A 24,976-nucleotide genomic window follows, 5' to 3' on the forward strand; every position below is an offset into this window, starting at 1 on the left:
TATTGCTGAGCCGCTGCGCTTTTGGCGCGCGGCCTTGGCACCTGTGTACGCCGGGTCAGGCCAGGTACGGATGACGCAGCAGGATCGTCTCGTCGCGATCCGGGCCGGTCGAAATCATGTCGATCGGAATGCCGACCACTTCCTCCACGCGCTTCAGGTAGTTGCGTGCGGCTTCCGGCAGCGCGTCCCACGACTTCACGCCGAAGGTCGACTCGTTCCAGCCAGGGAACTCTTCGTAGACCGGTTCGCAGCGCGCCACGGCATCCGAACCGCGCGGCAGGATGTCCACGGTCTTGCCATCGAGCTTGTAGCCCACGCACAGGCCGATGCTTTCCAGGCCATCGAGCACGTCGAGCTTGGTCAGGCACAGGCCCGAGACACCGTTGATCTGCACCGAGCGCTTGAGCGCGGCGGCATCCAGCCAGCCGGTGCGGCGCGGACGGCCAGTCACCGAGCCGAATTCCTTGCCGACGTTGGCAAGCCGCACGCCGACGGGATCCTGGCGAGCGGGATTGTCGTTGTCGTACAGCTCGCTCGGGAACGGACCCGCACCAACGCGCGTGCAGTACGCCTTGGTGATGCCCAGGATGTAGTTCAGGCGACCCGGTCCCACGCCGGCCCCTGCGGCAGCCGCACCAGCCACGCAGTTGCTGGAGGTGACGTACGGGTACGTGCCATGGTCCACGTCGAGCAGCGTGCCTTGCGCGCCCTCGAACATCAGGTTGCCACCGGCGGCATTGACCGCGTAGAGCTCGGCCGACACGTCCGCGACCATCGGCGCCAGGCGCGGCGCGAAGGCTAGCGCAGCGTCGAGCGTCTGCTGGTAGTCCACGGCTTCCGCACCGAGGTACTGCGTCAGCATGAAGTTGTGGAAGTCCAGGTTTTCGCGCAGGCGCTCGGCGAATTGCTTCGGATCGAACAGGTCCTGCACGCGCAGCGCGCGGCGAGCCACCTTGTCTTCATAGGCGGGACCGATGCCACGGCCAGTCGTGCCGATCTTGGCGGCGCCGCGGCGCGCTTCGCGCGCCTTGTCGATGGCCACGTGGTACGGCAGGATCAGCGTCGCCGCTTCCGAGATGCGCAGACGCTTCTGCACTTCCAGGCCAGCGGATTCGAGTTCTTCGATTTCGTGGAACAGGGCTTCGGGCGACAGCACCACACCGTTGCCGATGTAGCAGACCGTGCCTTCGCGCATGATCCCCGACGGGATCAATCGCAGGATGGTCTTCTTGCCGCCGATGATCAGGGTGTGACCAGCGTTGTGGCCGCCCTGGAACCGCACCACGCCCTTTGCATGGTCGGTAAGCCAATCGACGATTTTTCCTTTGCCTTCGTCACCCCACTGGGTGCCGATCACGACGACGTTGCGTCCCTGGCCTACTGCGGATGCGGACATATTGCTTTGGTCAATAGGTTAAAAACGTATTCTACTCTCGTTGCCGGTCGATTCTCGCTTTTTGGGCAAATGACCGGTATCAAGGCTCAGCGCGGCACAACAACCCAGCCAGCGTCCTGGCGCACGAGTTGACGGTCGCAATTGAACTCGTCGAGTTCATTGGTATGCCCGGGCAGCGACTGGATCACGATCTCCCCGGCGGCCCGCAGCGCGACGATCGCGGCACGAAGCGCCGGATCCGCATCCCAAGGTGCGAAAACTGCCTGGGCACGCACTTCAATGGGTGACAGTGCAGCCACCTCGCGCAGGTCCAGCGAAAAGCCGGTGGCCGGACGCGCGCGGCCAAAGGCCTCGCCAACCTTGTCATAGCGGCCGCCCCGCGCCACATAGTTTGGAAGCCCCGCCACATACGCCGTAAACATCACACCGCTGTGATAGTGGTAGCCGCGCAGATCGGACAGGTCGACGTTGACGCTGGCGCCGCGCACCTGCGTCGCCAATGCCGCGAGCTCATCCAGTGCGCGCCCGATCGCCGGGCTGGCGGGCAGCGTGGCGCGCGCGCGGTCGAGGACTTCGACGCCACCGTACAGCGTCGGCAGCGCCAGCAGAGCGTCGCGCTCGGTCTGGGGCATGCCTTGCGTGATTTCGCGCAGGGCCGAACTGTCCTTGGTTTCCAGCGCCGCGAACAGGGCATCTTCGATCTTTCGGATCGAAGGCAGGCCTTCCAGCAGCGCCTCCAGGATGCCAGCATGGCACAGGTCGATGCGGATATCCGACAGCCCCGCCGCCTGCAGCGCAGCCAGCATCAGCTCCTGGATCTCGACATCGGCCTCCAGGCCCGCGTGGCCATAGATTTCCGTGCCGACCTGAATCGGCTCGCGGGTGGCATGGAACCCAGCCGGGCGCGCATGCAGGACGTTGCCCGCATAGCACAGGCGCGTCACGCCGGGCCGGTTCAGCAGGTGCGCGTCGATGCGGGCGACCTGCGGCGTGATATCGGCGCGCAGGCCCATCGTGCGGCCGGACAGCTGGTCCACCAGCTTGAGCGTGCGCAGGTCCAGGTCATGCCCGGTTCCGGTCAGCAGCGACTCCAGGTACTCCAGCATCGGCGGCATGACCAGTTCATAGCCGTAGGTGCGGAACAGGTCCAGCATGCGGCGGCGCAATTCCTCGATCTTGCGGGCCTCCGACGGCAGGACGTCGGCAATGTTTTCTGGCAGCAGCCAATGGTTGGACATGATGAATCTCTTCTCTGTATGACACGTTTGCGAGCAGGCCCCAGCCTGCACACCCGGCGAATCGGATACGGCCGCGCGCGTCCGCGCCGTCACTTCAGACACGGACCTCCAGCCGGACAAAACCCCGGCAAGCCGGGGTTTTGTCAACTCGCCACAATTTCAGCGGTCTCGCTAGCGCCGCCCTCCGGACGCACCGCTAGCCGCCGGCGCCGCGGCGCCGCCGCTCGAGCGCATATAGCGGAAGAAGTCCGAATTCGGCTCCAGCACCATGATGTCGCGCTTGTCGCGGAAGGTATTGCGATAGGCTTCCATGCTGCGCCAGAACTGGGCGAACTGGGGATCCTTGCCAAAGGCATCCGCATAGATCTGCGACGACTTGGCATCGCCTTCACCCTTGATCACCTGCGCATCGCGATAGGCTTCGGCCAGTACCACCTCGCGCTGGCGGTCGGCATCGGCGCGAATCTTCTCGCCCTCGGCCGCGCCGGTCGAACGCAGCTCGTTGGCCACGCGCTTGCGCTCGGCTTCCATGCGGCGGTACACCGATTCGCTGATGGCCGGCAGCAGATCCACGCGCTTCAGGCGCACGTCGAGGATTTCCACGCCGACCGACTGCGCGTACTCGGCCATGCCGGCGCGAATGTTCTGCATGACCTTCTCGCGCTCGCCTGCGACCACGTCGGCCACGGTGCGCTTGCCGAACTCCTCGCGTGCCACGGCGTCGATACGCTGGGTCATGCGGTCCTGGGCACCGCGCACATTACCGCCAAAGGCGACGTAGAACTTGCGCGGCTCCGTAATGCGCCATTTGACGAACCAGTCCACCACCATGCTCTTCTTCTCGGCGGTCAGGAAACGCTCGCTGGCCGCAACGTCGATGGTCTGCAGGCGGCGGTCCATGAATACCACGTTTTGCAGCGGCGGCGGCAGCTTGAAGTGCAGGCCCGGCTCGCGCACGACCTGCTTGATCTCGCCAAAGGCGAACACCACGGCGTACTGGCGCTGGTCCACCACGAACATCATCGAAGATGCCACGGCCAGCAGGATGAAAGCGCCAATCGCGAAGGAAATCAGTCGGTTCATGACGGTCTCCTCAACGCGAATCGCGGTCACGGTTGCGCAGGGATTCACGCGACCGGATATCGGCAGCCGAATCCTGCGCCGGAGCCTGCGTGCCGGCACTGCTGGCCGGCTGGGATGGCGACGCCGTGCCGCGGTTATCTGCCTGGGCTTGCGCCATCAGCTTGTCGAGCGGGAGATACAGGAGGTTGCTGCCCTGGCGCGCATCCACGAGCACCTTGGTCGAATTGGCGTAGATCTGCTGCATGGTCTCGATATAGATGCGGTCGCGCGTCACCTGCGGTGCCTTGGCGTATTCGCCCTGCACCGAGCGGAACCGAGAAGCATCACCCTCGGCCTGCGCCACCACGCGGGCGCGGTAGGCTTCGGATTCTTCCTTCAGCCGCGCGGCCGTACCCTTGGCGCGCGGAATCACGTCGTTCGCATAGGCCTGGCCTTCGCTGATCGCGCGCTCGCGGTCCTGGCTGGCCTTGTTCACGTCATCGAACGCGGCCTGCACCTGCTCGGGCGGCTGCACGCTCTGCACGTTGACCGAGATGACACGGATACCCGTCTTGTACGCGGTCAGGATCGACTGGATCGATTTGGCCAGCCCCTGCGCGATCTGCTCGCGATTCTCGTACAGCACCGCATCCATCTTGTTGCGGCCGACGATCTCGCGCACCGAGGTTTCGGCGGCCTGCGTCACGAGTTCCTCGTCGCCGCCACGATCGGTCTTGTTGAAGAACAGGAACTCGCTGGCGTCCTGGATGGAGTACTGGACCGTGAAGCGGACGTCGATGATGTTCTCATCCTGCGTCAGCATCGACGAGTCTTTCAGGTTGCTGTCCTTGATGGACGTGGAGCGGCCCACCTCCACCGAACGCACGGCCGACAGGTTGACGACTTCGGCCGATTGAATCGGCCAGGGCAGGCGCCAGTTGATACCGGGACCCGTCGAATACTTGAACTTGCCGAACTGCAGGATCACCGCGGTCTGGCCTTCCTGCACCATGAAGAAACCGCTGGCCAGCCAGATACCCACCACGGCGGCCACCACTACGCCAACACCGACGCCCGAGCCCTTGCCCGGCACGCGCGGGCCGCCGAAGCCCTGGTTGCCGCCACCGCCGTTCTCCTTGCGTCCGAGCAGCCCGTTCAGGCGCCGGTTGAAGTCGCGCCAGAGCTCGTCGAGATCGGGCGGACCATCCTGCGGCCGCTGGTGCTGACGGTTCGCATCACGGTCGTTCCCGCGGCTGTCCTTGTCATCCTCATCCTGGCCGTCGCGTCCCCAGCGAGGATCGTTCAGCGAGAAGATTGCGCGCAGGCGCTGCCATCCCGCATGCAGCGGAAAGCGGCCGCCCGGGGGCTGGCTCGATTCAGGATTCCGGGAAAACTGGGGCATGAAGTGCACGGGTCCGGGGAAGTTTGTAACTGGGGGATTCTAGCAGTCATCTGCGCCACTTTTGGCCAAATCGCGCAAACCGGCCCGAATCTCGCCGAAATGGCTCAGGACTGGACGCGATCATCGGGATCGCGCCCCTCGTCCCTGTCAAATTCGTCATCTTCCACGCGCGGGCCCTGCTCCGATAGCCGCGGATCGAACGGCGCCGGTTCAGGCGGCTGGTTTGCCAGCCACTGCGCGACTTCGACGATGGACTGCCGCAACGCGTCCAGGCCCACGCCCTCGCGGGCGCTCAGAAACACGCGCGTCGGCACGCCGTTTTCGTCGCGCTCGATACGCGCGCCCTGCTCCTGCAATTCCGGCGCCGCATCGATCTTGTTCATCACGACGATCTGCGGAATTCCGGAGGCGTCGATTTCCGCCAGCACCCGGTTCACCTGCTCGATCTGCTCGTGACGCACCGTACTCGAGGCGTCCACGACATGCAGCAGGAGATCGGCGTGCACGGTTTCGTCGAGTGTCGCGCGGAACGCCTCGACAAGCTGGGTAGGCAGGTCGCGGATAAAGCCGACCGTATCGGACAGCACCACGTTGCCGAGCCCGTCCAGGAACATCCGGCGCGACGTGGTATCGAGCGTCGCGAAGAGCTGGTTGGCCGCATAGGCGCCGGCCTTGGTCAAGGCATTGAACAGCGTCGACTTGCCCGCGTTGGTATAGCCGACCAGCGAGATGCTCAAGGTCTCGTTGCGCGCACGGGCACGCCGCTGCGTGCTGTGCTGCCGCTGCAGCCGGGCAAGGTCGGTCTTCAGCCGCTTGGCCCGGGTATCGAGCATGCGGCGGTCCAGTTCGAGCTGGCGCTCGCCAGGTCCGCCGCGCATGCCGATACCGCCCTTCTGCCGCTCCAGGTGGCTCCACGCACGAACCAGGCGCGATGCCTGGTACTGGACCTGCGCCAGCTCCACCTGCACCTTGCCCACATGGCTCTGGGCGCGCTGGGCAAAGATATCCAGGATCAGGCCGGTACGGTCGATCACATGGCGCTGGAGAAAGCGCTCCAGGTTACGTTGCTGCGCCGGGCTCAGGGCATGGTTGAACACCACGATGTCGGCATCCAGCGCATCGGCGGCCTCCTTCAGCTCCTCGGCCTTGCCCGAGCCAATGAACAGCGCAGGGTCCGGCCGCGAGCGCTTGCCGGTCAGCGTATGCACCGGCATGGAGCCTGCGGTGGTGGTCAACAGGGCAAGTTCGCTCAGGCTTTCCTGAAAGTCGTGCTTGCCGAAATCCACGCCAACGAGAATGGCACGTGACGGTTCGGTGTTGGAGGTAGCTCTGGGATCCAAGCGGGCGGCGCTACGCGCGAAGAAAGACGGTTTTGGGAGGATGGCCGGAACTGGCCGGATTCTGAGACGGGAGCGGGCCGGTACAGGCACGCGCTCCCTTGCGCGATTGAGGCGCCGGCATGGCAGGCAGCCAGTCCGGTTCACCGCGAGCCGGCCGCATGCGCGAACCGGAGGCCGGCACCGCCGCAACGTCGGGTGGCGTGTGCGCGATGCCGGCTGTCGAGGGCCGCAACGACTTGCGGCCCCCGGGAAGATCAGCCTTCGGTCGAATCATCCACGCGGAAATTGACCGCGCGAGCCGGGACGACGGTGGAAATTGCATGCTTGTAGACCATCTGCGTCACGGTGTTACGCAGCAGCACGACATACTGGTCGAACGATTCGATGTTGCCTTGCAGCTTGATGCCATTGACGAGATAGATGGAAACCGGCACGTGCTCTTTGCGCAGCGCGTTCAGGAACGGGTCTTGTAGCAGTTGCCCTTTGTTGCTCATGGCACACTCCAAATTTATAGGTTTAGTGGTGATTAATGGGGACGAAAGTCCCCGGTTCAAGTCATGCGGCGCAAGCTCGCGCCAGAAAAAAGATCAAAAACAGTACCAAAGCGGCATCAGCGCGCAGAGAACCCCCTGCTTACGCAAATTTAGCCGCAGTTCCAAACGAACGCAAACGAAAACTTGCCTCGCCATGCACTCGCCCGGAACTCAGTCTTTCGAGTCCGCATACGGGTTTTTGTTCGTGCGAAATTCAATGCGAAGAGGGGTGCCCTTCAACTTGAACGCCGCGCGGTAGCGGTTTTCCAGGTAGCGCCGGTAGGTCTCGGAAACGCTCGACAAGGCGTTGCCGTGGATCACGATGATCGGCGGGTTGGACCCGCCCTGGTGCGCGTAGCGCAGCTTCGGCCGCGATACGCCGGCGCGCTTGGGCTGCTGGAACTCCACCGCTTCCTGCAACACGCGCGTGAGCTGCGGCGTGGGCAGTTTGACCATGGCCGCGGCATAGGCGTCGTCGACCGAACGCATCAGGGCGCCAATGCCTGTGCGTTCCCGCGCAGACACGAAGTGGAAATTGGCGAAGCTCAGGAATTGCAGCTTGCGCTCGAGGTCATGCTTGATGCGATCGCGGGTATGCCCATCGAGACCATCCCACTTGTTGACGCCCACTACCAGCGCTCGGCCGGACTCGACGATAAAGCCGGCGATATGGGCATCCTGGTCGGAAATATCCTGTTGCGCGTCGAGCAGCAGGATCACGACGTTGGCGTCGGCGATCGACTGCAGCGTCTTGACCACCGAGAACTTCTCGATCGCTTCGAACACCTTGCCGCGCCGCCGCAGGCCCGCCGTGTCGATCAACGTGTACGGCTTGCCGCCACGCTCGAACTCCACGTAGATGGCGTCGCGCGTGGTGCCGGGCATGTCGAACGCAATCACGCGCTCCTCGCCGATCAGCGTATTCACGAGCGTCGACTTGCCGACGTTCGGACGGCCGACGATGGCGATCTTCACGCCCTTGCCGCTGTCGTCCTCTTCCTCGGCCAGCTCCGGACGCTCCTGAATCGCCAGTTGCAGCGCTTCGTCCACGAGCTCGCGAACGCCGTCGCCGTGCGCCGCCGAGATCGCATAGGGATCGCCCATGCCGAGTTCGTAGAAATCGGCGGCAACCGAGGTGTACTTCATGCCCTCGGCCTTGTTGACGGCCAGCATCACGCGCCGGCCGGTCTTGCGCAGGTAGTCCGCGATGGCGCGATCTTGCGGCGCCAGGCCCAGCCTGCCGTCGACAATGAAGATGACCACGTCCGCCTCGACCACGGCCTGCTTGGTCTGCTTGGCCATCTCGGCGACGATGCCTTCCTTGACCACCGGCTCGAAACCGCCGGTATCGATCGCAATGAAGGGACGTTCGCCAATACGCCCTTCGCCGTAGTGGCGGTCGCGCGTCAGGCCCGGCAGGTCGGCGACAAGCGCGTCGCGCGACCGGGTCATGCGGTTGAATAGCGTCGACTTCCCGACGTTCGGGCGGCCGACAAGTGCAATAACTGGTTTCATGCAATAAACGGAAACGGGGGCCGGCACCTGCCGCCCCCCTGGAACTCCGGAGTCAGTTGATCCGACGGCGCCTCATGCAAAAAATGCATGGCCAGCCGCTTCTCCTGTCGGGTGGAACGTAGCCCCAGGGCCCGCTCCGTATTTCGCCGCACGACCAGGGATCATGCTACCGGAATTGGCGCAGCCCGTACCGACAGGTGTACGGCCTGCGCTGCCATCGATGGCTCAGTCCGGCACGTAGCCGTAGACGTCGCCGTCGCGGGTCTGGACGACCAGCGTCTGTCCTGCCACCACCGGCGCGGCGCTGATGGCGCTGCCATCGGTCTTCATGCGCGCCACTTCGGTGCCATCGTCTCGCGAGAGGAAGTGCACATAGCCTTCGAAGTCGCCCATCACCACCGAGCGGCCCAGCACCAAGGGCGCGCCGAGGCGGCGATAGCGCAGTTCGTTGTTCTTCCAGCGCTCGTTGCCGTTCTGGCGATCGAATGCAAATACCACGGACTGTTCGTCGCTGGCATAGATGGCATTGTCATCCTGGGCGAGGCCGGTCGGCGACGAGAAATCCTTGCCCCATTGCGGCTGGCCGCTGGCCAGTTCCAGGCAGGCGATACGGCCCTGGAAGGTCGTGGCGCAAACCTGGCGGCCGCTGACCATGGGCTGGCCGGTGACATCGTTCAGGCGCTCGATCTCCGAAACACCCTTCGGATACGATACCGCGCTCTCCCAGCGAAGCACGCCATTGCCCGGCGTCAGGACGCCCAGCTTGCCCCCGGGGAAGCCCATGACTATGCCGTCACCGGCGAACACCATGCCCATGGCGGCGCGCAGGTTCAGCGGCGTCTGCGAACGCTGGTAGATCCAGCGCCGTTCACCAGTCTGGGCGTCCAGCGCGAGCACCCGCGTATCGGTAGTGCGCACCACCACCACGCCGTTGCCGACCAGCGGCGCCGACAGGACTTCGCCGTTGACCTGCTTTTTCCAGATCTGCTTGCCGCTGGTGTCGAAGGCGTAGACCGCGCCCTTCTCGCCTGCCACCGCCGTCACGGACCCGTCACTGCCCGGACCGGTGGTGATGTCGACATCGGTCTTGGCCTTCCACAGCGTACGGCCGGTGGCCCCGTCCAGCGCCATGATGTTGCCATTGTTGGCCGACACGTACACGTTGTTGCCGGCCGCGGCCGGCTGCAGCGCATACGGGCCGCTCTTGCCGACATCCGCCTTCCAGGCCTGACGCACGGACAGCGTCGCCGACACCGGCTTCAGTTCGGCCGGCGGATGCTTGTTCTCCTTGCTGAACAGCGAGCAACCGCCCAGCGCCACAAGGCAGGCGCCGGCGACGAACGCACGGGCAATCTTGCGGCGCGAGTCGCCTTGTTGTTCGGCAGCGGAGAGCATTGACGTCATAAGGTTAGGATCCTGCATTGGTTGGTGGCGGATGTCCTTCACGTAGAGCGGCACTCGGTCAGGCCGCGCCAAGCGCGTCGAGCTTGAACTGGATGATCTGGCGCATCGACTGATCGTCGGCGCCCAGCTTGTCCAGCGCCTTGCGGTAGGCCGCGCGCGCGTCGTCGCGCTTGTCCTGCGCGGCCAACAGATCGCCCTTGCGGTCCGCATACAGCGCGACGAACGGTGCCGGCGGCTCGTCCTTGAGCAGCGCCAGGCCCTTGTCGTAGGCCTTTTCGTCGAGCAGCACGCCGGCAAGGCGCACGCGGGCGATCAGCGCGTACTCGCCGTCGCCATGATCAATGGCCCACTGCAGCTGCGTCTTGGCAGCCGCGAGGTCGCCCGCATCGTACAGCACCTTGGCGGCCACCAACGCGCTCATCGGACCATACGCGGTCTTGCCGAACTTGTCTTCGAGGTCGCCGGCGGCGCGCTTGACGCGCTCGGCATCGCGGCCTTCGGCGGCCTTGACCACCTGGTCGTACAACACGGCCGCCTCGGAGGCCTGCTTGCGCTCCCAGTACTTCCAGCCGTTCCAGGCGGCGAACGCCAGCAGGGCGGCAATCAGGAGCCACGTCAGGGCATTGCCGTACTGACGCCACCAGGCCTTCAGGTTTTCAAGCTGTTCCTGCTCTTCCAGATCGTATGCCATGTCGAGGCAATCTCTTGCGTTTGGGTTGGGGTCAAAGGCCGCCCGGGCGGCCTCCGTTTCCTGCTGGACAGATATCGCGGGCCGCGGCTCGCTACGTTATTCGCTCGCGCCGACCATTGCGTCGATCAGGTAATCGACCAGGCCTTCAGCCGGCACCTGCGCCTGCTGGCCACCGCCTTCGGCCTGCGCGGCCTGGCGAAGTTCCTTCACCTGCACCACGCCGGCAGCGACTTCATCGTCGCCGATGATCACGGCATACGCCGCGCCGCTCGCGTCAGCACGTTTCATCTGCGACTTGAAGCTGCCGCTCTTGCCGTCGGTCGTGGCATGCACGACCACGTCCAGCCCGGCGTCGCGCAGGCGCTCGGCGGCGACCATGGCCTGCTGGGACGCGGCCTCGCCCTGGTGCACGAGGTAGACATCGCAGCCCACCGCATCCGGCACCACGCCTTCTTCACGGATCAGCTCGATGATGCGCTCGATGCCCATGGCCCAGCCGCAGGCAGGCGCCGGCTTGCCGCCCATCTGCGCGATCAGCGGATCGTAGCGGCCACCACCGGCAATGGTGCCCTGCGCGCCGAGCTTGTCGGTGATCCACTCGAACACCGTCAGGTTGTAGTAGTCCAGCCCACGCACCAGGCGGGGGTTAATCTTGTACGGAATGTTGTTGGCCTTGAGCAGGCGCTGCACGCCTTCGAAGTGAGCCAGCGATTCCTCGCCGAGAAAGTCGATCAGCTTCGGCGCGTTGGCCGCCATCTCCTGCAGCGCGGGATTCTTGGTATCCAGCACGCGCAGCGGATTGGTGTACAGGCGGCGCTTGCCATCTTCGTCCAGGATCTCCTTGAACCCTTCCAGGTACTTGATCAGCTCTTCGCGATGCGCGGCACGCTCGTTGGCCTGCCCCAGCGAATTGATCTCCAGGCGCACGCCCACCAGGCCCAGGTCATCCCACAGGCGCTGGCACATCAGGATGATCTCGGCATCCACGTCCGGCCCGGCGAAACCCAGCGCCTCGGCGCCGAGCTGGTGGAACTGGCGATAGCGGCCGCGCTGCGGACGCTCGTGGCGGAACATCGGGCCGGTGTACCACAGGCGCTTGGGGCCGTCGTACAGCAGGTTGTGCTCGATGGTGGCGCGCACGGCGGCAGCGGTGCCTTCCGGACGCAGCGTCAGTTGCTCACCGTTCAGCGAATCGGTGAAGGAATACATTTCCTTCTCGACAATGTCCGTCACCTCGCCGATGCCACGCACGAAAAGCTGGGTATGCTCGACGATGGGCGTGCGAACCTGCTGGTAGCCGTAGGCACGCAGCATCGCGCGCGCGGCGTTCTCGAAATGCTCCCACAACGGGGCATCGGCCGGCAGCATGTCGTTCATGCCCTTCACGCCCTGCAATGCCTTGGCGGGGCGTGCTTTCTCTTCTGTCTTGGCGCCGCTTTGCGCGGACGGATTCTCGTTTTGCGTCATTCTGTAGTTATCGTGCTGGGGTGGGGGTCGAGCCGGTCCAAACCGGCTCAGGCCACCGCTTGCTTCTCTGCCCGCGCCGCGCCCGGGCCGTAATGCGTGCGAACGTACTCGTCGACGATCGCCTGGAATTCTTCCGAGATACGCTCGCCGCGCAGCGTCTTGACCTTGACGCCATCCACGAACACCGGCGCCGCCGGCGATTCGCCCGATCCCGGCAGCGAGATGCCGATATTCGCGTGCTTGCTCTCGCCCGGACCGTTGACGATGCAGCCCATCACGGCCACGTCCATCTCTTCGACACCTGGATAGGCCGTCTTCCAGTGGGGCATCTGCTCGCGCAGGTAGGCCTGGATGCTTGCCGCCAGTTCCTGGAACACGGTGCTGGTCGTACGGCCGCAGCCCGGGCACGCAATGACCATCGGCGTGAAGTTGCGCATGCCCATGGTCTGCAGGATTTCCTGCCCGACATAGACTTCCTTCTCGCGCGGTGCGCCCGGTTCCGGCGTCAGCGAGATGCGGATGGTATCGCCGATGCCTTCCTGGAGCAGCACCGACAGCGCCGCCGTCGAGGCCACGATGCCCTTGCTGCCCATGCCCGCCTCGGTCAGCCCGAGATGCAGCGCATAGTCGCAGCGGCGCGCCAGCTCGCGGTACACCGCGATCAGCTCCTGCACCTGCGACACCTTGCACGACAGGATGATCTGGTTGCCCGGCAAGCCGATTTCCTCGGCCTTCTTCGCCGAGTCGATCGCCGAGGTGATCAGCGCCTCGACCATCACGCTTTGCGCGGGCCAGGGCTCGGCGCGGCCGGCGTTCTCGTCCATGATGCGCGCCAGCAGGTCCTGGTCCAGGCTGCCCCAGTTGACGCCGATGCGCACCGGCTTGTTGAACCGGCAAGCCATCTCGATCATCTGGCCGAACTGCGTGTCGCGCTTGGCACCTTGCCCGACATTACCGGGATTGATGCGGTACTTCGACAGCGCCTCGGCACAAGCCGGATAGTCCTGCAACAGCTTGTGGCCGTTGTAGTGGAAGTCACCCACCAGCGGCACGTCGACGCCCATGCGGTCGAGCTGCTCGCGAATGTGCGGCACGGCCGCGGCGGCCTCGGGCGTATTGACGGTGATGCGCACGATCTCCGACCCCGCGCGCGCCAACTCCTTGACCTGGATGGCCGTACCGATGGCATCGACGGTGTCCGTATTCGTCATCGACTGCACGCGCACCGGCGCCCCGCCACCGATCGTGACGATGTTATCGCGCCATGCGATACGCGCCTGGCGCGTTTCGCGGCGCGGCAGCGGGCCGGGCAGTACCGGAAGACAAAGCTGTTCGTTCATAGCGTTACCACCTCGCAATGATGCGGTGCCGGGCTGGCGTCAGGGCAGGGTCAGCCGCGCGACGTTGTTGCGGTTGGCCGCCTTCAGGTCGACCGGCGTGCCGTTGCGGCTCATCGACTCCACGCCCTTCACGTTGCCGATGACCACCTTGTACGGTGCCGCGCCCCCGCCGGAGACCTCCTGGCCGGCCTTGGCGGTGCCGCCCAGCACGACCTTGCCGTTGCGGTCGCGGATCTCGTACCACGTGTCGGACGCGAACTTGATCTGCAGTTCACCCTGTGCCGAGCCAGCCGTCGCGGGCGCCGTCGCGGCGGCCGGCGCGGCCGGCTCCACGGTCGCGGCTGGGGCCACCGCCGCAACCGCTACGGGCACGGCAGCGTTGCTGGCGGCTGCGGCCGGCGCGCTGGCAGGCAACGCCTCGGACGGAGCCGGAGAGTCGGCGCCAGCCATGACCGGCGGCAGAGCGGCCGTCACGGTGCCGGACTCGGACGTCTGAGCCGGCTGCTCCTGCGCTTCGACGTGCGCGGCTGGCGCCGCGCTGTTGCGCGCTTCCAGCCATTGCTTCATATGATCGAGCCCGAACCAGCCGCCCGCCGCCACGCCTGCGACGACCAACGCCAGCCAGACCCAGCGTCCGCCAGCGCCGGCGCCGCTGCGCCTGCCGAAGCGCCTGCGATCGTCGAACGTCTGGTTGATACCGCCTTCGCGCTGGCGCGCCATCTCGGTCACCTGCACCGGTCGCGGCTGCAAGCGCGCGAGCGAGGCGTCAACGTCGACGTGCAGGATACGCGCATAGGCACGCATCACGCCCTTGGCAAAGGTGACGTCCGGCAACGCGGCCAGGTCACCGGCCTCGACCGCTGCCAGCTTTGGCGCGGCGACTTTCAGCCGGGCGCTCACGTCCTCGACGGACAGCCGTTGCGATTCCCGTGCCTGCGCCAGCAGCGCGCCGATTTCGCGCGCTACGGCTTCACGTTCCGAATCTGTCGCGCCACCGCCGACGTGTCCCGTCGAAGCGGCCTGGCCTGCGGCGCGCTCTTGCTCACTCATCCCATGCTCCTTGTTCGTAGGCGCTCAGTTCGCGCGAGTCGGGAAAACGTTGGCGTAGCTGTGCCACCAGGGCACCCTGCGCTGCCGTGTCGCCCTGACGACGCGCAATGCGCGCACCCAGCCAGAGGGATTGCGCGCTTGCGAATTTACCGTTGTTGACACGCTCGACATACTGCTGAGCCTGCTTCAGATCGCCGCGCCGGTAGTAGACCAGCGCAAGGTTGGTGCTGGCGACCGGGTTGTTCCGGTCATAGCCAAGCGCCGCCTTGAGGTTCTTTTCGGCGTCAGCGCCCGCGCCATTGCGAATCTGACAAGCGCCGAGGCTGATCAGCGGCTTGGCCGGCCCGCCCGCCGAGGGAGCGGACACCGCACGCTCCAGCACCGGGACTGCCTCGCTATAACGCCCTTCCTGGCACAGGAACCAGCCATAGTTATTGAGCAGGTCGCCATCGTTGCCGCGCATCGAAACCGCCGTGCGGAAGCTGTCGTCGGCCAGCGCCTTCTCGTTCATGGCCATGTAGGTCAGCGCCCGCACATGGTAGGCATCGGCCATGGTCGGATCAGCGGCAATCGCCTGCTTCACCTCGTCGAGTGCAACGCTGTTCTGGCCGGCTTCAAGGTAATTCGTGGCCAGTTGCAGCCGGATGCTGGCGCGGCGCCGTGCATCGGTCTGGTCGGAAGTGGTCTGGAGATCCTGCGTGGGCGCTGACGGCAACTGGCAGGCGGACAACATCAGCAGCCCCAGCAGGACTGCAGCGATCAGACGGATCATGCAGGGCGAGCCTCCCCAGCTTGGCCAGTCGCGGCGACCGGCACCAAAGGCGTGATCTTGCCGAACTTGCCGCGCTCGGCAAGCCGGGTGCGATCCTTGACTTCCCCGGCCAGCTGGCCGCACGCCGCGTCGATATCGTCGCCACGCGTCTTGCGGATCGTGGTCACGATGCCGGCATCCATCAACACCTGCGCAAAGCGCCGGATCTGTTCGTTGTTGGAGCGCTTCAGGCCCGATTCGGGGAAGGGATTGAACGGGATCAGGTTGAACTTGCAAGGCACGTCGGCCACCAGCTTCAACAGCTCCCGCGCATGCTCGACGCCGTCATTGACGCCATCCAGCATGCAGTATTCGAAGGTAACGAAGTCGCGCGGCGCGAACTCGAGGTAGCGGCGGCATGCCGCCATCAGCTCGGCCAGCGGATACTTCTTGTTCAGCGGCACGAGCATGTCGCGCAGGGCGTCATTGGACGCGTGCAGCGACACCGCCAGGGCCACCGGCAGGTCTTTCGACAACCGGTCCATCATCGGCACCACGCCAGAGGTGGACAGCGTCACGCGCCGGCGCGACAGGCCATACGCGTTGTCGTCCAGCATCAGCCGCATGGCCGGGACGACCTGGTCGTAGTTCAGCAGCGGCTCGCCCATGCCCATCATCACCACGTTGGAGATGACGCGGTCATCTTTGGGACCACGGCCCAGTTGCTCGCGCATGGCGAATTCCGCCATCCAGAGCTGGCCGATGATCTCGCCCGTGGTCAGGTTGCGCGAAAACCCCTGCTTGCCGGTCGAGCAGAACCGGCAGTTGACGGCGCATCCGGCCTGCGAGGAGACGCACAGCGTGCCGCGCGTTTCCTCGGGGATGTACACCGTCTCCACTGCGTTGCCGTTGCCGACATCGAGCAGCCACTTGCGCGTGCCGTCACCCGACAAATGGTCGGTGATGACGGCCGGCGAGCGGATCTCGGCGCGCGTCGCGAGCTTTTCGCGCAGCGACTTGGCGAGATCCGACATGGCGTCGAAACGGCTGGCACCGAACTGGTGGATCCAGCGTTGCAGCTGCCGCGCACGAAACGGCTTCTCGCCGAGCTCTCCGCAATAGGCGGTGAGCGCGTCCGCATCCAGGTCGAGCAGGTTGACGAGATCGTTCATGACGGCAAACTCAACTTCCGTTTTAGTCCAGGCTTGTGGAAGACCAGACAATCAACGGCTGTAAACGTTCATGCCAGGGAAGAAGAAGGCAACTTCCACAGCGGCGGTTTCAGCAGCGTCCGAACCGTGCACGGCGTTGGCATCGATGCTGTCGGCGAAGTCGGCGCGGATGGTGCCCTTGTCGGCCTTCTTCGGGTCGGTGGCGCCCATCAGCTCACGGTTCTTGGCAATGGCGTTCTCGCCTTCCAGAGCCTGGATCATGACCGGGCCCGAAACCATGAAGTCGACCAGGTCCTTGAAGAACGGGCGCTCCTTGTGGACAGCGTAGAACTGCTCGGCTTCGCCGCGCGACAGGTGCACCATCTTGGCAGCGATGACCTTCAGGCCAGCAGCTTCGAAACGGGCGTAGATCTGGCCGATAACGTTCTTGGCCACGGCATCCGGCTTGATAATCGACAGGGTGCGCTCAATCGCCATGAAAAACTCCGAAAAATGAAGGGGTTACAAATGGATTAAACGAGAATTCTAGCATGAGACGATGACGGTTTCGAGCGCGCCCGCCCTATGCTGGCCCAAGGGAAGCCGGATGCGGCACTGCAACATGCGATGCGACACATTCTTCATATCCCGCGCCGGCCCCATGCACGGAACGCAATACATGCAAAACCGTCAAACATGAGCCACAAACCCGACCACAACTGCATATAAGTGACCGATGTAACACTTTAATCCCCTTGCAATTCCGCAGAGGCGATGCCACATTGGCGATGCGTCGGCACCGGGTTGCCCCGGCGCCTCACCGTTAAGAAACAGGAGTCACCATGGATAACAAGCTGAACACATATGGATTCGGCAATGCGTCGACGGTCAGTGACGTCGTCGTGCGCAACCGGGTCTTGCGCAACACTTACTGGCTGCTGGCCATCTCGATGATCCCGACCGTGCTCGGCGCGTGGATCGGCGTGGCGAGCGGCTTCAGCTTCATGGCGGGTAGCCCCGGCCTGTCGCTGATCCTCTTCCTGGGCATCGCGTTCGCGTTCTTCTACGGCATCGAGAAGACCAAGAACAGCAGCATGGGCGTGGTCCTGTTGCTGGCCTTCACGTTCTTCATGGGGCTGATGCTGTCGCGCCTGATTGGCGCGGTGCTGCAGTTCTCGAACGGGCCGGCACTGATCATGTATGCCTTTGGCGGCACCGCGGCCGTATTCGGCGCCATGGCCACCATCGCCACGGTCAGCAAGCGTGATTTCTCCGGGCTGAGCAAGTTCCTGTTCGTCGGCGTGATCCTGCTGATCCTGGCCAGCGTGGCCAACATCTGGCTGCAACTGCCGTCGCTGATGATCACGGTGTCGGTCATCGCCATCGGTATTTTCTCGGCCTACATCCTGTTCGATGTGCAGCGCGTGGTGAATGGCGGCGAAACCAACTACATCACCGCGACCCTGGCGATCTACCTCGACGTCTACAACGTGTTCACGAACCTGCTGGCCCTGCTGGGCATTTTCGGCGGCAGCCGGGACTGACACCGCTTTCGGCGAAGATGAGAAAAACGCCGGCCACATGGCCGGCGTTTTTCATTGGGCGGCTATCGCTGCCCTGCCGCTCAACCGCGCTCGAACACGGCGATCGACTCGACGTGCGAGGTATGCGGGAACATGTTCACGACGCCCGCGCCCACCAGCCGGTAGCCAGCCTCGTGCACCAGCAGGCCAGCATCGCGGGCCAGCGTCGACGGGCTGCATGAAACGTAGACGATCCGGCTCGGGAGCACGTCGCTGCCCTGCTGCGCCAGTTCGCCAAGCGCCTTGCACACCGCCAGCGCGCCCTCGCGCGGCGGATCTACCAACCAGCGGTCAAAGCGGCCCAGCGCGGCGATATCCTCGGCAGTGACTTCAAACAGATTGCGGCAGGCGAATTCCGTCTTGTGCGCCAGCCCGTTGTGACCGGCATTGGCCAGCGCGCGGGTCGTCAGCGCTTCGCTGCCTTCGATACCCATGACCGAGCGGCCCTGCGTAGCCAGCGGCAGCGTGAAGTTGCCGATGCCGCAGAACAGGTCGAGCAGGCGGTCATCCGGCCTGGCGTCCAGCAGACGCAAAGCACGGCCGATCAGCACACGGTTGATCTGGTGGTTGACCTGCGTGAAATCCGTCGGCTTGAACGGCATGCGGATGCCGAACTCCGGCAGCGTATAGGCCAGCTCCCGGTCGAGCGGATAGAACGGCGCCACGGTGTCCGGCCCCTTGGGCTGCAGCCAGAACTGGACGTTGTGCTGGTCGGCGAAAGCGCGCAGCAAGTCCTTGTCCGCTTCGGTCAGCGGCTCAAGAATACGCAGCACCAGCGCCGTGACTTCGTGGCCGACCGCCAGTTCGATTTGCGGCAAGCGGTCGAGGATCGAGAGACTCCCCACCAGTTCGCGCAACGGCACCAGCATCGCGGAGACATGTGGCGGAAGAATCTCGCAGCTCTTCATATCCGCGACATAGCTGCTCTTGCGTTCGTGGAAGCCGACCAGTACCCCGCCCTTCTTGGCGACGTGCCGTACGGTCAGGCGCGCCCGATAGCGGTAGCCCCAGTCCGGGCCGGCAATGGGCCGGAACATCACTTCCGGCCGGACTTTCGAGAGATGCCAGAGATTGTCTTCCAGCACGCGCTGCTTGATGGCGAGCTGCGCGCGCGAGTCAAGATGCTGCATCGAGCACCCGCCGCAAATGCCGAAATACTGGCAGCCCGGCTTGACCCGCATGACGGACTCTTGCCGGATTTCAAGCAGGTGAGCCTGCTCGTAGCTCGGCTTGCGGCGATAGCTCTTGTAGGTCACGGTCTCGCCGGGCAGTGCGCCCTCGACGAAGATCACCTTGCCGGGTGTACCGTCCTCATTGACCAGGCGGCCGACACCGCGGGCCTCCATGTCGAGGCTGTCAATGGCGACCACGGGATCAGCCGTGGGCGCGGCGGCAGCGGGGGCCGCGGGGGGGTTGGCAGATACAGCACGCGGCGTTGCCGGCATTTCTTGCGGAGAGGACACGACTTGGGACACCAGACGAAACCTGACGTATTGTTTTGCGAAAGCGCGATTGTAGTCCAGACACGCAGTGCGAAGCCGGTCGAACGGTGGCGCACCGCGAAAGGAGTCATGCCATGGAACTGATTTCGTGGAATATCCAGTGGGGCCGGGGCGCCGACGGACAAGTCGACCTGTCGCGCAGCGTGGCCACCATGCGCGCGATGGCAGACGCCGACGTCATCTGCCTGCAGGAAGTCACCCGCGGCTTTGGCGACCTGCGCGGAGCCCCCGGTGCCGATCAGGTGGCGGAGCTGGCGGCGCTGCTGCCGGGCTATCGCGTGATGTTCGCCCCGGGCGTCGACCGCTTCGGCAGCAACGGCGGTCCGCGCCAGTTCGGCAATGTGATCGCCACGCGGCTAACGGTGCGAGAGTTATTCCGCCACGCCCTGCCCTGGCCTCCCGATCCCGATGTGGCATCGATGCCCCGCGTGGCACTGGAAGCTACTGTTCAATCGGGAAGCAAGCGCCTGCGCGTCGTCTGTACGCACCTGGAATACTATTCGGCGACCCAGCGTGCGGCCCAGGCCGACGCCTTGCGCAACTGGCACGCCGAGGCCTGCGGCCACGCACGCCGTCCCGGCCGCAGCGAACCGACCCCTGGACCATTCACACCGGAAGCCCGGCCATCCGAAGCCGTCCTGTGCGGCGACTTCAACAGCAAACCCTCCGACATTGCTTACCGGAGGGTGCTGGAGCCTTTCGACGATGGCACCACGCCATGGCGCGACGCATGGCTGCTCGGGCATCCGGGCCAGCCGCACGCGCCCACCTGCGCCATGTACGACAAGGAGCAATGGCCCGAACCGCCCTTCGCCTGCGATTTCGTCTTCGTGACGGAGAATCTTGCCGGCCAGGTCACCCGGTGCGAGGTCAATGCCGCGACGAAGGACTCGGACCACCAGCCCATCGTGCTGTCACTGGACATCTGAAGAAAGCCCGCGCCACCGGCGGGCCCCGCCGGTGACTCAGTCCAGCTCTTCGTCTTCCGGCGTCAGGCGCTTCAGGCGGAACGCCTGGAGGTATTCCATCCATTGCTCGCCCGGCAGTTCGGCCAGCGACTCCTGCACGAGCTCCACCTCCTGATCGAACTCTCGCGGCGTCACGCCGCCCCGCATCAGCTGGAAGCGGCAGTACATCAGATACGTATTGACGACGTCGGTCTCGCAGTACGCACGGATGGATTCGAGCTGGCCATCCTGGAACGCGCGCCATACCTTGCTGCCGTCCATGCCCATCTTGCCTGGGAAGCCGCACAGCTTGGCCAGGTCATCCAGCGGTGCGCTCGCGCGCGGCTGGTACATGGCAAGCAGGTCCATCAGGTCCAGGTGCCGCATGTGGTAGCGGCTGATGTAGTTGTTCCACTTGAAGTCGCGGCTGTCGTCCTCGCGGCCCTCGCCCATTTCCCAGTAGCGCGGCGCGGCCACGCCGTGGACCAGGCCACGGTAGTGCAGCACGGGCAAGTCGAAACCGCCGCCATTCCACGACACCAGCTGCGGGCTGTAGCGCGCAATCAGTTCATAGAATTTCTGGATCAGCGTCGCTTCGCCATCCTCCAGGGTTCCCAGCGAGCCGACATGGAAGACGGCCGATCCGTCGCGCTGCGTACGGCGCAACACGCAGGAAATCGCTGCCACGCGCTGCAGGTAGTGCGGCAGGAAATCGCTTCCGGTCTTTTCGCGGCGGGCTGAGAACGCATGCTCGGCGACTTCGTCGTCGCTCATCGATGCGGGATGGTCATGCAAACGGCGCAGGCCGTCGACATCGGGAATGGTCTCGATGTCGAATACCAGCACAGGAGTCATAGAACGGCGTCCTTCCTGACACCTTGCGATGCGAAATGCCGCTTGAGCTTGACCAGGGCTTCCTGCTGGATCTGGCGCACGCGCTCGCGCGTCAGGCCCATTTCCTCGGCCAGCTCTTCCAGCGTGGCCGGTTCGATGTGGTTCAGGCCGAAGCGGCGCTCCACCACATAGCGGTGCTTTTCCGACAAGCGGGCCAGCCACAGCTTCATCAGCCCTTCGAGCTCGCGGTGCGCGACCTCCTGGTCCGGCGCGGCGTTGTGCTCGTCGGAAAGGAAGTCCAGCAGGCTGGAGCCCGGGTCCAGGTCAAACGGCGTATCGAGCGAGGTGGTATGTTCGTTAAGCGCCAGCACGTCCTGCACTTCGTCAGGCGTCTTGCCCAGCAGGTGGGCAATATCTTCGAGGCTGGCGTCGCGGCCGTCGGTGCCGCCTTTTTCCAGGTGCCGCTTTGCACGCAGCACCTGGTTGAGTTCACGGATCACGTGGACCGGCAAGCGTACCGTGCGCGCCTGGTTCATGATGGCGCGCTCGATGCTCTGGCGGATCCACCAGGTCGCATAAGTGGAAAAACGAAAGCCGCGCGAGGGATCGAATTTCTCGATCGCGTGCATCAGGCCGAGGTTGCCTTCCTCGATCAGGTCCAGCAGCGGCACGCCGCGGTTGAGGTAGCCCTTGGCGATACTCACGACCAGGCGCAAGTTACGCTCGATCATGACCTGCCGCGCGGAGAAGTCGCCGTCCTTGGCCAACGTCGAGAAATGCAGCTCCTCGGGCGCCGACAGCAGCGGCTTGATGCTGATGCGGTTCAGGTAGTGCTGGACCGTATCGGCAGCCAGTTCCGTGTGCAGGACCGTGCGGAAGTCATCGTGCTCCGCCGCGGCGGGTTCAGTGCCATTCTCGCCCTCGCTCTCTTCTTCCTCTTCTGCCTCATCGTCGTCATCATCGCGCAGCTGGCGATCATTGTCGTCGCTGAGCAGGTCGGCCTCGCGAAGGCCGACGGCCGCCGTCGTCGCGATCGGTTCATCGGTGACGGGGAGCAGGTCAGCGCCGACGTCGTCCAGATCAACGCGATCGTCGGCATGGGCCACACCAGCCTTCACTTCCGGCTGCTTGGGACGGCGGGCCCTGCTGGCGGTTCCGGAGGAGACAGTTTTCTGGCGTGGCATGAACCCTCACTGTGGCGGCAGATACCGCATCGGATCAACCGGTTTTCCGTTCTTGCGAACTTCGAAGTGAAGCTTTACCCGGTCGGTATCACTGTTGCCCATCTCCGCAATCTTCTGTCCCTTTCGGACCGTTGATTGCTCTGCCACCAGCACCTTGTCGTTGTGACCGTAGGCAGTAAGAAATGTCTCATTGTGTTTGATGATGACAAGATTCCCGTAGCCGCGCAAGGGGCCAACGTGAATCACCCGACCGTCGTCGGCAGCCAGCACGGCATCGCCTTTCTTGCCCGCAATATCGATGCCTTTATTGCTCTTGTCATCAAATCTACCGATCAGTTGGCCGGTTGCCGGCCACGCCAGTTTCATCGCCCCGTCGGCGACCGGCGCGGACGTGCTGGCGGACGCTGCGGCACCTGCCGCCGCCGCGGCGGCGGCCGGGGCAGGCGGCACCGGCGTGCCAGCCGGACGCGCCTGGTCGAGCGGCTGCCCCTGGATCGAACCCGGCGCCACCGGCGTGGTGGTCACGCCCTGGCCGGCATTGACGTCCGCGCCAGGCGGGACGACACGCAACAACTGGCCCACCTCGATCTGGTTGGCGTTGCTGATATTGTTCCAGCCCGCGACATCGCGGTACGACTGGCCGTTCTCGAGCGCGATGCGGTAAAGGGTATCGCCTCGCTTGACCCGATAGTATCCAGGAGGTGCGGGTTCCAGCGGCGCAGCCGCCGTGCTGGCGGTCGAGGTGCGGTCCACCACGGGCGCCGGCATCGGCGAATTGGCGCAGGCGGCCAACAGCGTCGCCAGCGTGGAAGCCGCCACAAGCTGGCCAGCGCGTGCAAAGTGATGCGAATTCACGATCTTGTGCATAGTTCGACTCAGATGGTGCCCGATTTTAAGGGCACAAAGAAAACGGCTTCAAGCGCGGTCCGGTGAAAGCGATGCCGATTGAGCCGCTCGATCAGCAGCAGCTGCTGCGTGACCGTCTGGCCCGTTGCTCCGGGTGGCGGCATCAGCGCCACTGGCGCGATCAGCCGGCCGCCAATGGCAAGCTGCTCGAGCAGGGCCTGTGGCACGTCCATGCCGGCCGCGGCAAGGATGATGGCCGAGAACGGCGCCGCCTGCGGCAGGCCGAGCATGCCATCGCCATAATGCAGCCGCAGGTTTGGCACGCGCAGCGGCCGCAGGTTCGCCTTCGCCTGCTCATGCAGCGGACGGATGCGCTCGATGGAAAAGACTTCACGCGCGACCAGGCTCAGCACCGCGGCCTGGTAGCCGCAGCCGGTGCCGATCTCCAGCACGCGCTCCAGGGGGGTGGCCGCCGGCAGTCCCTCACGCAGGAGTTCGATCATGCGCGCGACCACCGACGGCTTCGAGATGGTTTGCTGATGGCCAATGGGCAGCGCGGCATCCTCATAGGCCTGCGATGCCAGCCCTGGCTCGACGAACAGATGACGCGGCACGGTGCCGATGGCGGCCAGCACGCGTTCGTCGCGGATGCCCCCGGCACGCAGCCGCGCCGCCAGCGCGCCACGCGCGCGGTCCGATGCCATGCCGCCGCCGCCCGCCGTCGCGGCCGAAGCGCGTGCCTCCACGGCACTCGCCGCGGGCGTGGGCGTGCAGGGCTGCTTGTCGCGGAGCTTGGCCGGCGCCCCTGCCGGGCGTGGCGCGCCGACTGCCGGCATGCCGGCCGTGCGCGCCGGTTCCGGCTTGCGCTGCACGACGGCGTCCAGCGGCAGGGGGCTTGCTGCGAGGGGGCGTTGGGCTCATCGGGGGTGAGACGCTACGGCGGGAATGGCTAGTTCAGCCACTTGGCAAGCGCGTCGAGCTGGCCGCGATGCGTCAGGTCGAGCTGCAACGGCGTGAGCGACACATAGCCCTCGCCCGTCGCGTGGAAATCGGTGCCCTCGCTCGCATCGCGCGCGTCGCCCGCCGGGCCGATCCAGTAGTTGGTATCGCCGCGGGGGTTGACCTGCGTGATCACCGGCTGCGACGGATGCCGCTTGCCAAGCCGCGTCGCGCGGTAGCCCTTGATATGTTCGAAAGGCAGGTTCGGGATATTGACGTTCAGCAGGAACGGCTCGGTGGGCGGCGTCGCAATCGCGCGCTCGACCACGGCACGCGCCACACGCGCAGCAGCGTCGAGATGCTCCCAGCCCTTGTGCACCTGCGAGAACGCGATCGAGGGAATGCCGAGCAGGTAGCCCTCGATGGCGGCCGCGACCGTGCCGGAATACAGCACGTCCTCGCCCATGTTCTGCCCCTGGTTGATGCCGGACACCACCAGGTCGGGTTTTTCGTCGAGCAGGCCGGTCAGCGCGATATGCACGCAGTCGGTCGGCGTGCCGTTGACGAAGCGGAATCCCTTCTGCACGCCTTCACGCGCCTCGTAGATCGACAGCGGCCGCTGCAGCGTCAGCGAGTTCGAAGCCCCGCTGTGGTTTTGCTCGGGTGCAATCACCGTGATACGCGCCAGCGGAGCGAGCGCGGCGTGCAAGACGGCGAGTCCCGGCGCGAGATAACCGTCGTCGTTGGCTAGAAGGATGTGCATCCCGCGATTGTACCTGACGGCGCCTGCACAAGCGGCCC

22 protein-coding genes and 1 pseudogene are annotated in these 24,976 nt (G+C 65.0%); 2 read left to right on the forward strand and 21 right to left on the reverse strand.

Features of this window, described 5'->3' with window-relative positions; genetic code table 11:
- Positions 1-55: 55 nt before the first annotated feature.
- The 15 genes from ACIGJC_RS09120 to ndk form a co-directional block, all read right to left on the reverse strand.
- Complete coding sequence (locus ACIGJC_RS09120; RefSeq protein ID WP_483708461.1) at positions 56-1,396, reverse strand: adenylosuccinate synthase; 1,341 nt, start codon at positions 1,394-1,396, stop codon at positions 56-58.
- A gap of 86 nt (positions 1,397-1,482) precedes the next feature.
- On the reverse strand, positions 1,483-2,634 hold the full coding sequence (locus ACIGJC_RS09125) for an ATP phosphoribosyltransferase regulatory subunit (RefSeq protein WP_483708462.1): 1,152 nt from the start codon (positions 2,632-2,634) through the stop codon (positions 1,483-1,485).
- A gap of 171 nt (positions 2,635-2,805) precedes the next feature.
- Complete coding sequence (hflC, locus tag ACIGJC_RS09130) at positions 2,806-3,717, reverse strand: protease modulator HflC (RefSeq protein WP_483708464.1); 912 nt, start codon at positions 3,715-3,717, stop codon at positions 2,806-2,808.
- Between the two features lie 10 nt (positions 3,718-3,727).
- A complete protein-coding gene (gene hflK / locus ACIGJC_RS09135; protein WP_483708465.1) occupies positions 3,728-5,098 on the reverse strand; it encodes an FtsH protease activity modulator HflK in 1,371 nt (456 codons plus the stop codon).
- 104 nt (positions 5,099-5,202) lie between these two features.
- Positions 5,203-6,438 carry a GTPase HflX gene (gene hflX / locus ACIGJC_RS09140; protein WP_483708466.1) on the reverse strand — a complete coding sequence of 412 codons (1,236 nt, stop codon included), beginning with the start codon at positions 6,436-6,438 and terminating at the stop codon, positions 5,203-5,205.
- 254 nt (positions 6,439-6,692) lie between these two features.
- The gene (hfq, locus tag ACIGJC_RS09145; protein WP_238263859.1) at positions 6,693-6,932 is read right to left on the reverse strand and encodes an RNA chaperone Hfq; all 240 of its coding nucleotides are present in this window, start codon (positions 6,930-6,932) and stop codon (positions 6,693-6,695) included.
- Positions 6,933-7,142: 210 nt separating this feature from the next.
- Positions 7,143-8,486 (reverse strand): ribosome biogenesis GTPase Der, encoded by a 1,344-nt coding sequence (der, locus tag ACIGJC_RS09150; RefSeq protein ID WP_483708467.1) that lies wholly within the window; start codon positions 8,484-8,486, stop codon positions 7,143-7,145.
- A 225-nt stretch (positions 8,487-8,711) separates the two neighbouring features.
- Positions 8,712-9,881, reverse strand: coding sequence for an outer membrane protein assembly factor BamB (gene bamB, locus ACIGJC_RS09155; protein WP_483711504.1), 1,170 nt, complete (start codon positions 9,879-9,881; stop codon positions 8,712-8,714).
- A gap of 67 nt (positions 9,882-9,948) precedes the next feature.
- Positions 9,949-10,581 carry a tetratricopeptide repeat protein gene (locus tag ACIGJC_RS09160; RefSeq protein WP_483708468.1) on the reverse strand — a complete coding sequence of 211 codons (633 nt, stop codon included), beginning with the start codon at positions 10,579-10,581 and terminating at the stop codon, positions 9,949-9,951.
- A gap of 96 nt (positions 10,582-10,677) precedes the next feature.
- Entirely contained in the window at positions 10,678-12,048 is a 1,371-nt protein-coding gene (gene hisS / locus ACIGJC_RS09165; protein WP_483708469.1) for a histidine--tRNA ligase, read from the reverse strand.
- A 47-nt stretch (positions 12,049-12,095) separates the two neighbouring features.
- A complete protein-coding gene (ispG, locus tag ACIGJC_RS09170; protein ID WP_483708470.1) occupies positions 12,096-13,388 on the reverse strand; it encodes a flavodoxin-dependent (E)-4-hydroxy-3-methylbut-2-enyl-diphosphate synthase in 1,293 nt (430 codons plus the stop codon).
- Between the two features lie 39 nt (positions 13,389-13,427).
- The gene (locus tag ACIGJC_RS09175) at positions 13,428-14,438 is read right to left on the reverse strand and encodes a RodZ domain-containing protein (protein WP_483708471.1); all 1,011 of its coding nucleotides are present in this window, start codon (positions 14,436-14,438) and stop codon (positions 13,428-13,430) included.
- Positions 14,431-15,210, reverse strand: coding sequence for a type IV pilus biogenesis/stability protein PilW (pilW, locus tag ACIGJC_RS09180; RefSeq protein WP_483708473.1), 780 nt, complete (start codon positions 15,208-15,210; stop codon positions 14,431-14,433). The genes ACIGJC_RS09175 and pilW overlap by 8 nt, the downstream gene beginning before the upstream one ends.
- The gene (gene rlmN, locus ACIGJC_RS09185) at positions 15,207-16,361 is read right to left on the reverse strand and encodes a dual-specificity RNA methyltransferase RlmN (RefSeq protein WP_483708475.1); all 1,155 of its coding nucleotides are present in this window, start codon (positions 16,359-16,361) and stop codon (positions 15,207-15,209) included. The genes pilW and rlmN overlap by 4 nt, the downstream gene beginning before the upstream one ends.
- Positions 16,362-16,412: 51 nt before the next feature.
- Positions 16,413-16,838, reverse strand: coding sequence for a nucleoside-diphosphate kinase (ndk, locus tag ACIGJC_RS09190; RefSeq protein ID WP_483708476.1), 426 nt, complete (start codon positions 16,836-16,838; stop codon positions 16,413-16,415).
- A gap of 344 nt (positions 16,839-17,182) precedes the next feature.
- On the opposite strand from ndk, the gene ACIGJC_RS09195 reads away from it, so the two are divergent.
- Complete coding sequence (locus ACIGJC_RS09195) at positions 17,183-17,884, forward strand: Bax inhibitor-1/YccA family protein (protein ID WP_483708477.1); 702 nt, start codon at positions 17,183-17,185, stop codon at positions 17,882-17,884.
- An 80-nt stretch (positions 17,885-17,964) separates the two neighbouring features.
- Here ACIGJC_RS09195 and rlmD read toward each other — a convergent pair whose 3' ends face one another.
- Positions 17,965-19,368 (reverse strand): 23S rRNA (uracil(1939)-C(5))-methyltransferase RlmD, encoded by a 1,404-nt coding sequence (gene rlmD / locus ACIGJC_RS09200; RefSeq protein ID WP_483711505.1) that lies wholly within the window; start codon positions 19,366-19,368, stop codon positions 17,965-17,967.
- A gap of 131 nt (positions 19,369-19,499) precedes the next feature.
- On the opposite strand from rlmD, the gene ACIGJC_RS09205 reads away from it, so the two are divergent.
- Positions 19,500-20,354 (forward strand): endonuclease/exonuclease/phosphatase family protein, encoded by an 855-nt coding sequence (locus ACIGJC_RS09205; RefSeq protein WP_483708478.1) that lies wholly within the window; start codon positions 19,500-19,502, stop codon positions 20,352-20,354.
- A gap of 36 nt (positions 20,355-20,390) precedes the next feature.
- Here ACIGJC_RS09205 and ACIGJC_RS09210 read toward each other — a convergent pair whose 3' ends face one another.
- The 5 genes and pseudogenes from ACIGJC_RS09210 to surE all read right to left on the reverse strand — a co-directional run bounded on the left by ACIGJC_RS09210 (position 20,391) and on the right by surE (position 24,938).
- The gene (locus ACIGJC_RS09210) at positions 20,391-21,227 is read right to left on the reverse strand and encodes a 3'-5' exonuclease (RefSeq protein ID WP_483708479.1); all 837 of its coding nucleotides are present in this window, start codon (positions 21,225-21,227) and stop codon (positions 20,391-20,393) included.
- On the reverse strand, positions 21,224-22,390 hold the full coding sequence (gene rpoS, locus ACIGJC_RS09215) for an RNA polymerase sigma factor RpoS (protein ID WP_483708480.1): 1,167 nt from the start codon (positions 22,388-22,390) through the stop codon (positions 21,224-21,226). The genes ACIGJC_RS09210 and rpoS overlap by 4 nt, the downstream gene beginning before the upstream one ends.
- Positions 22,391-22,396: 6 nt before the next feature.
- Positions 22,397-23,257, reverse strand: coding sequence for a peptidoglycan DD-metalloendopeptidase family protein (locus ACIGJC_RS09220; protein ID WP_483708481.1), 861 nt, complete (start codon positions 23,255-23,257; stop codon positions 22,397-22,399).
- An 8-nt stretch (positions 23,258-23,265) separates the two neighbouring features.
- Positions 23,266-24,157: pseudogene (locus ACIGJC_RS09225) on the reverse strand (protein-L-isoaspartate(D-aspartate) O-methyltransferase).
- A gap of 28 nt (positions 24,158-24,185) precedes the next feature.
- Entirely contained in the window at positions 24,186-24,938 is a 753-nt protein-coding gene (gene surE, locus ACIGJC_RS09230; RefSeq protein WP_483708483.1) for a 5'/3'-nucleotidase SurE, read from the reverse strand.
- Positions 24,939-24,976: the final 38 nt, after the last annotated feature.

It is taken from the genome of Cupriavidus sp. C3SS-1 (genome assembly GCF_057073755.1).

Bases quoted from the DNA above. Each gene is read 5' to 3' on its own strand.
- ACIGJC_RS09120 (WP_483708461.1), bottom strand. From the start codon at position 1,396: ATGTCCGCATCCGCAGTAGGCCAGGGACGCAACGTCGTCGTGATCGGC.
- ACIGJC_RS09125 (WP_483708462.1), bottom strand. From the start codon at position 2,634: ATGTCCAACCATTGGCTGCTGCCAGAAAACATTGCCGACGTCCTGCCG.
- hflC (WP_483708464.1), bottom strand. From the start codon at position 3,717: ATGAACCGACTGATTTCCTTCGCGATTGGCGCTTTCATCCTGCTGGCC.
- hflK (WP_483708465.1), bottom strand. From the start codon at position 5,098: ATGCCCCAGTTTTCCCGGAATCCTGAATCGAGCCAGCCCCCGGGCGGC.
- hfq (WP_238263859.1), bottom strand. From the start codon at position 6,932: ATGAGCAACAAAGGGCAACTGCTACAAGACCCGTTCCTGAACGCGCTG.
- der (WP_483708467.1), bottom strand. From the start codon at position 8,486: ATGAAACCAGTTATTGCACTTGTCGGCCGCCCGAACGTCGGGAAGTCG.
- bamB (WP_483711504.1), bottom strand. From the start codon at position 9,881: ATGCTCTCCGCTGCCGAACAACAAGGCGACTCGCGCCGCAAGATTGCC.
- ACIGJC_RS09160 (WP_483708468.1), bottom strand. From the start codon at position 10,581: ATGGCATACGATCTGGAAGAGCAGGAACAGCTTGAAAACCTGAAGGCC.
- hisS (WP_483708469.1), bottom strand. From the start codon at position 12,048: ATGACGCAAAACGAGAATCCGTCCGCGCAAAGCGGCGCCAAGACAGAA.
- ispG (WP_483708470.1), bottom strand. From the start codon at position 13,388: ATGAACGAACAGCTTTGTCTTCCGGTACTGCCCGGCCCGCTGCCGCGC.
- ACIGJC_RS09175 (WP_483708471.1), bottom strand. From the start codon at position 14,438: ATGAGTGAGCAAGAGCGCGCCGCAGGCCAGGCCGCTTCGACGGGACAC.
- pilW (WP_483708473.1), bottom strand. From the start codon at position 15,210: ATGATCCGTCTGATCGCTGCAGTCCTGCTGGGGCTGCTGATGTTGTCC.
- rlmN (WP_483708475.1), bottom strand. From the start codon at position 16,361: ATGAACGATCTCGTCAACCTGCTCGACCTGGATGCGGACGCGCTCACC.
- ndk (WP_483708476.1), bottom strand. From the start codon at position 16,838: ATGGCGATTGAGCGCACCCTGTCGATTATCAAGCCGGATGCCGTGGCC.
- ACIGJC_RS09195 (WP_483708477.1), top strand. From the start codon at position 17,183: ATGGATAACAAGCTGAACACATATGGATTCGGCAATGCGTCGACGGTC.
- rlmD (WP_483711505.1), bottom strand. From the start codon at position 19,368: ATGCCGGCAACGCCGCGTGCTGTATCTGCCAACCCCCCCGCGGCCCCC.
- ACIGJC_RS09205 (WP_483708478.1), top strand. From the start codon at position 19,500: ATGGAACTGATTTCGTGGAATATCCAGTGGGGCCGGGGCGCCGACGGA.
- ACIGJC_RS09210 (WP_483708479.1), bottom strand. From the start codon at position 21,227: ATGACTCCTGTGCTGGTATTCGACATCGAGACCATTCCCGATGTCGAC.
- rpoS (WP_483708480.1), bottom strand. From the start codon at position 22,390: ATGCCACGCCAGAAAACTGTCTCCTCCGGAACCGCCAGCAGGGCCCGC.
- ACIGJC_RS09220 (WP_483708481.1), bottom strand. From the start codon at position 23,257: ATGCACAAGATCGTGAATTCGCATCACTTTGCACGCGCTGGCCAGCTT.
- surE (WP_483708483.1), bottom strand. From the start codon at position 24,938: ATGCACATCCTTCTAGCCAACGACGACGGTTATCTCGCGCCGGGACTC.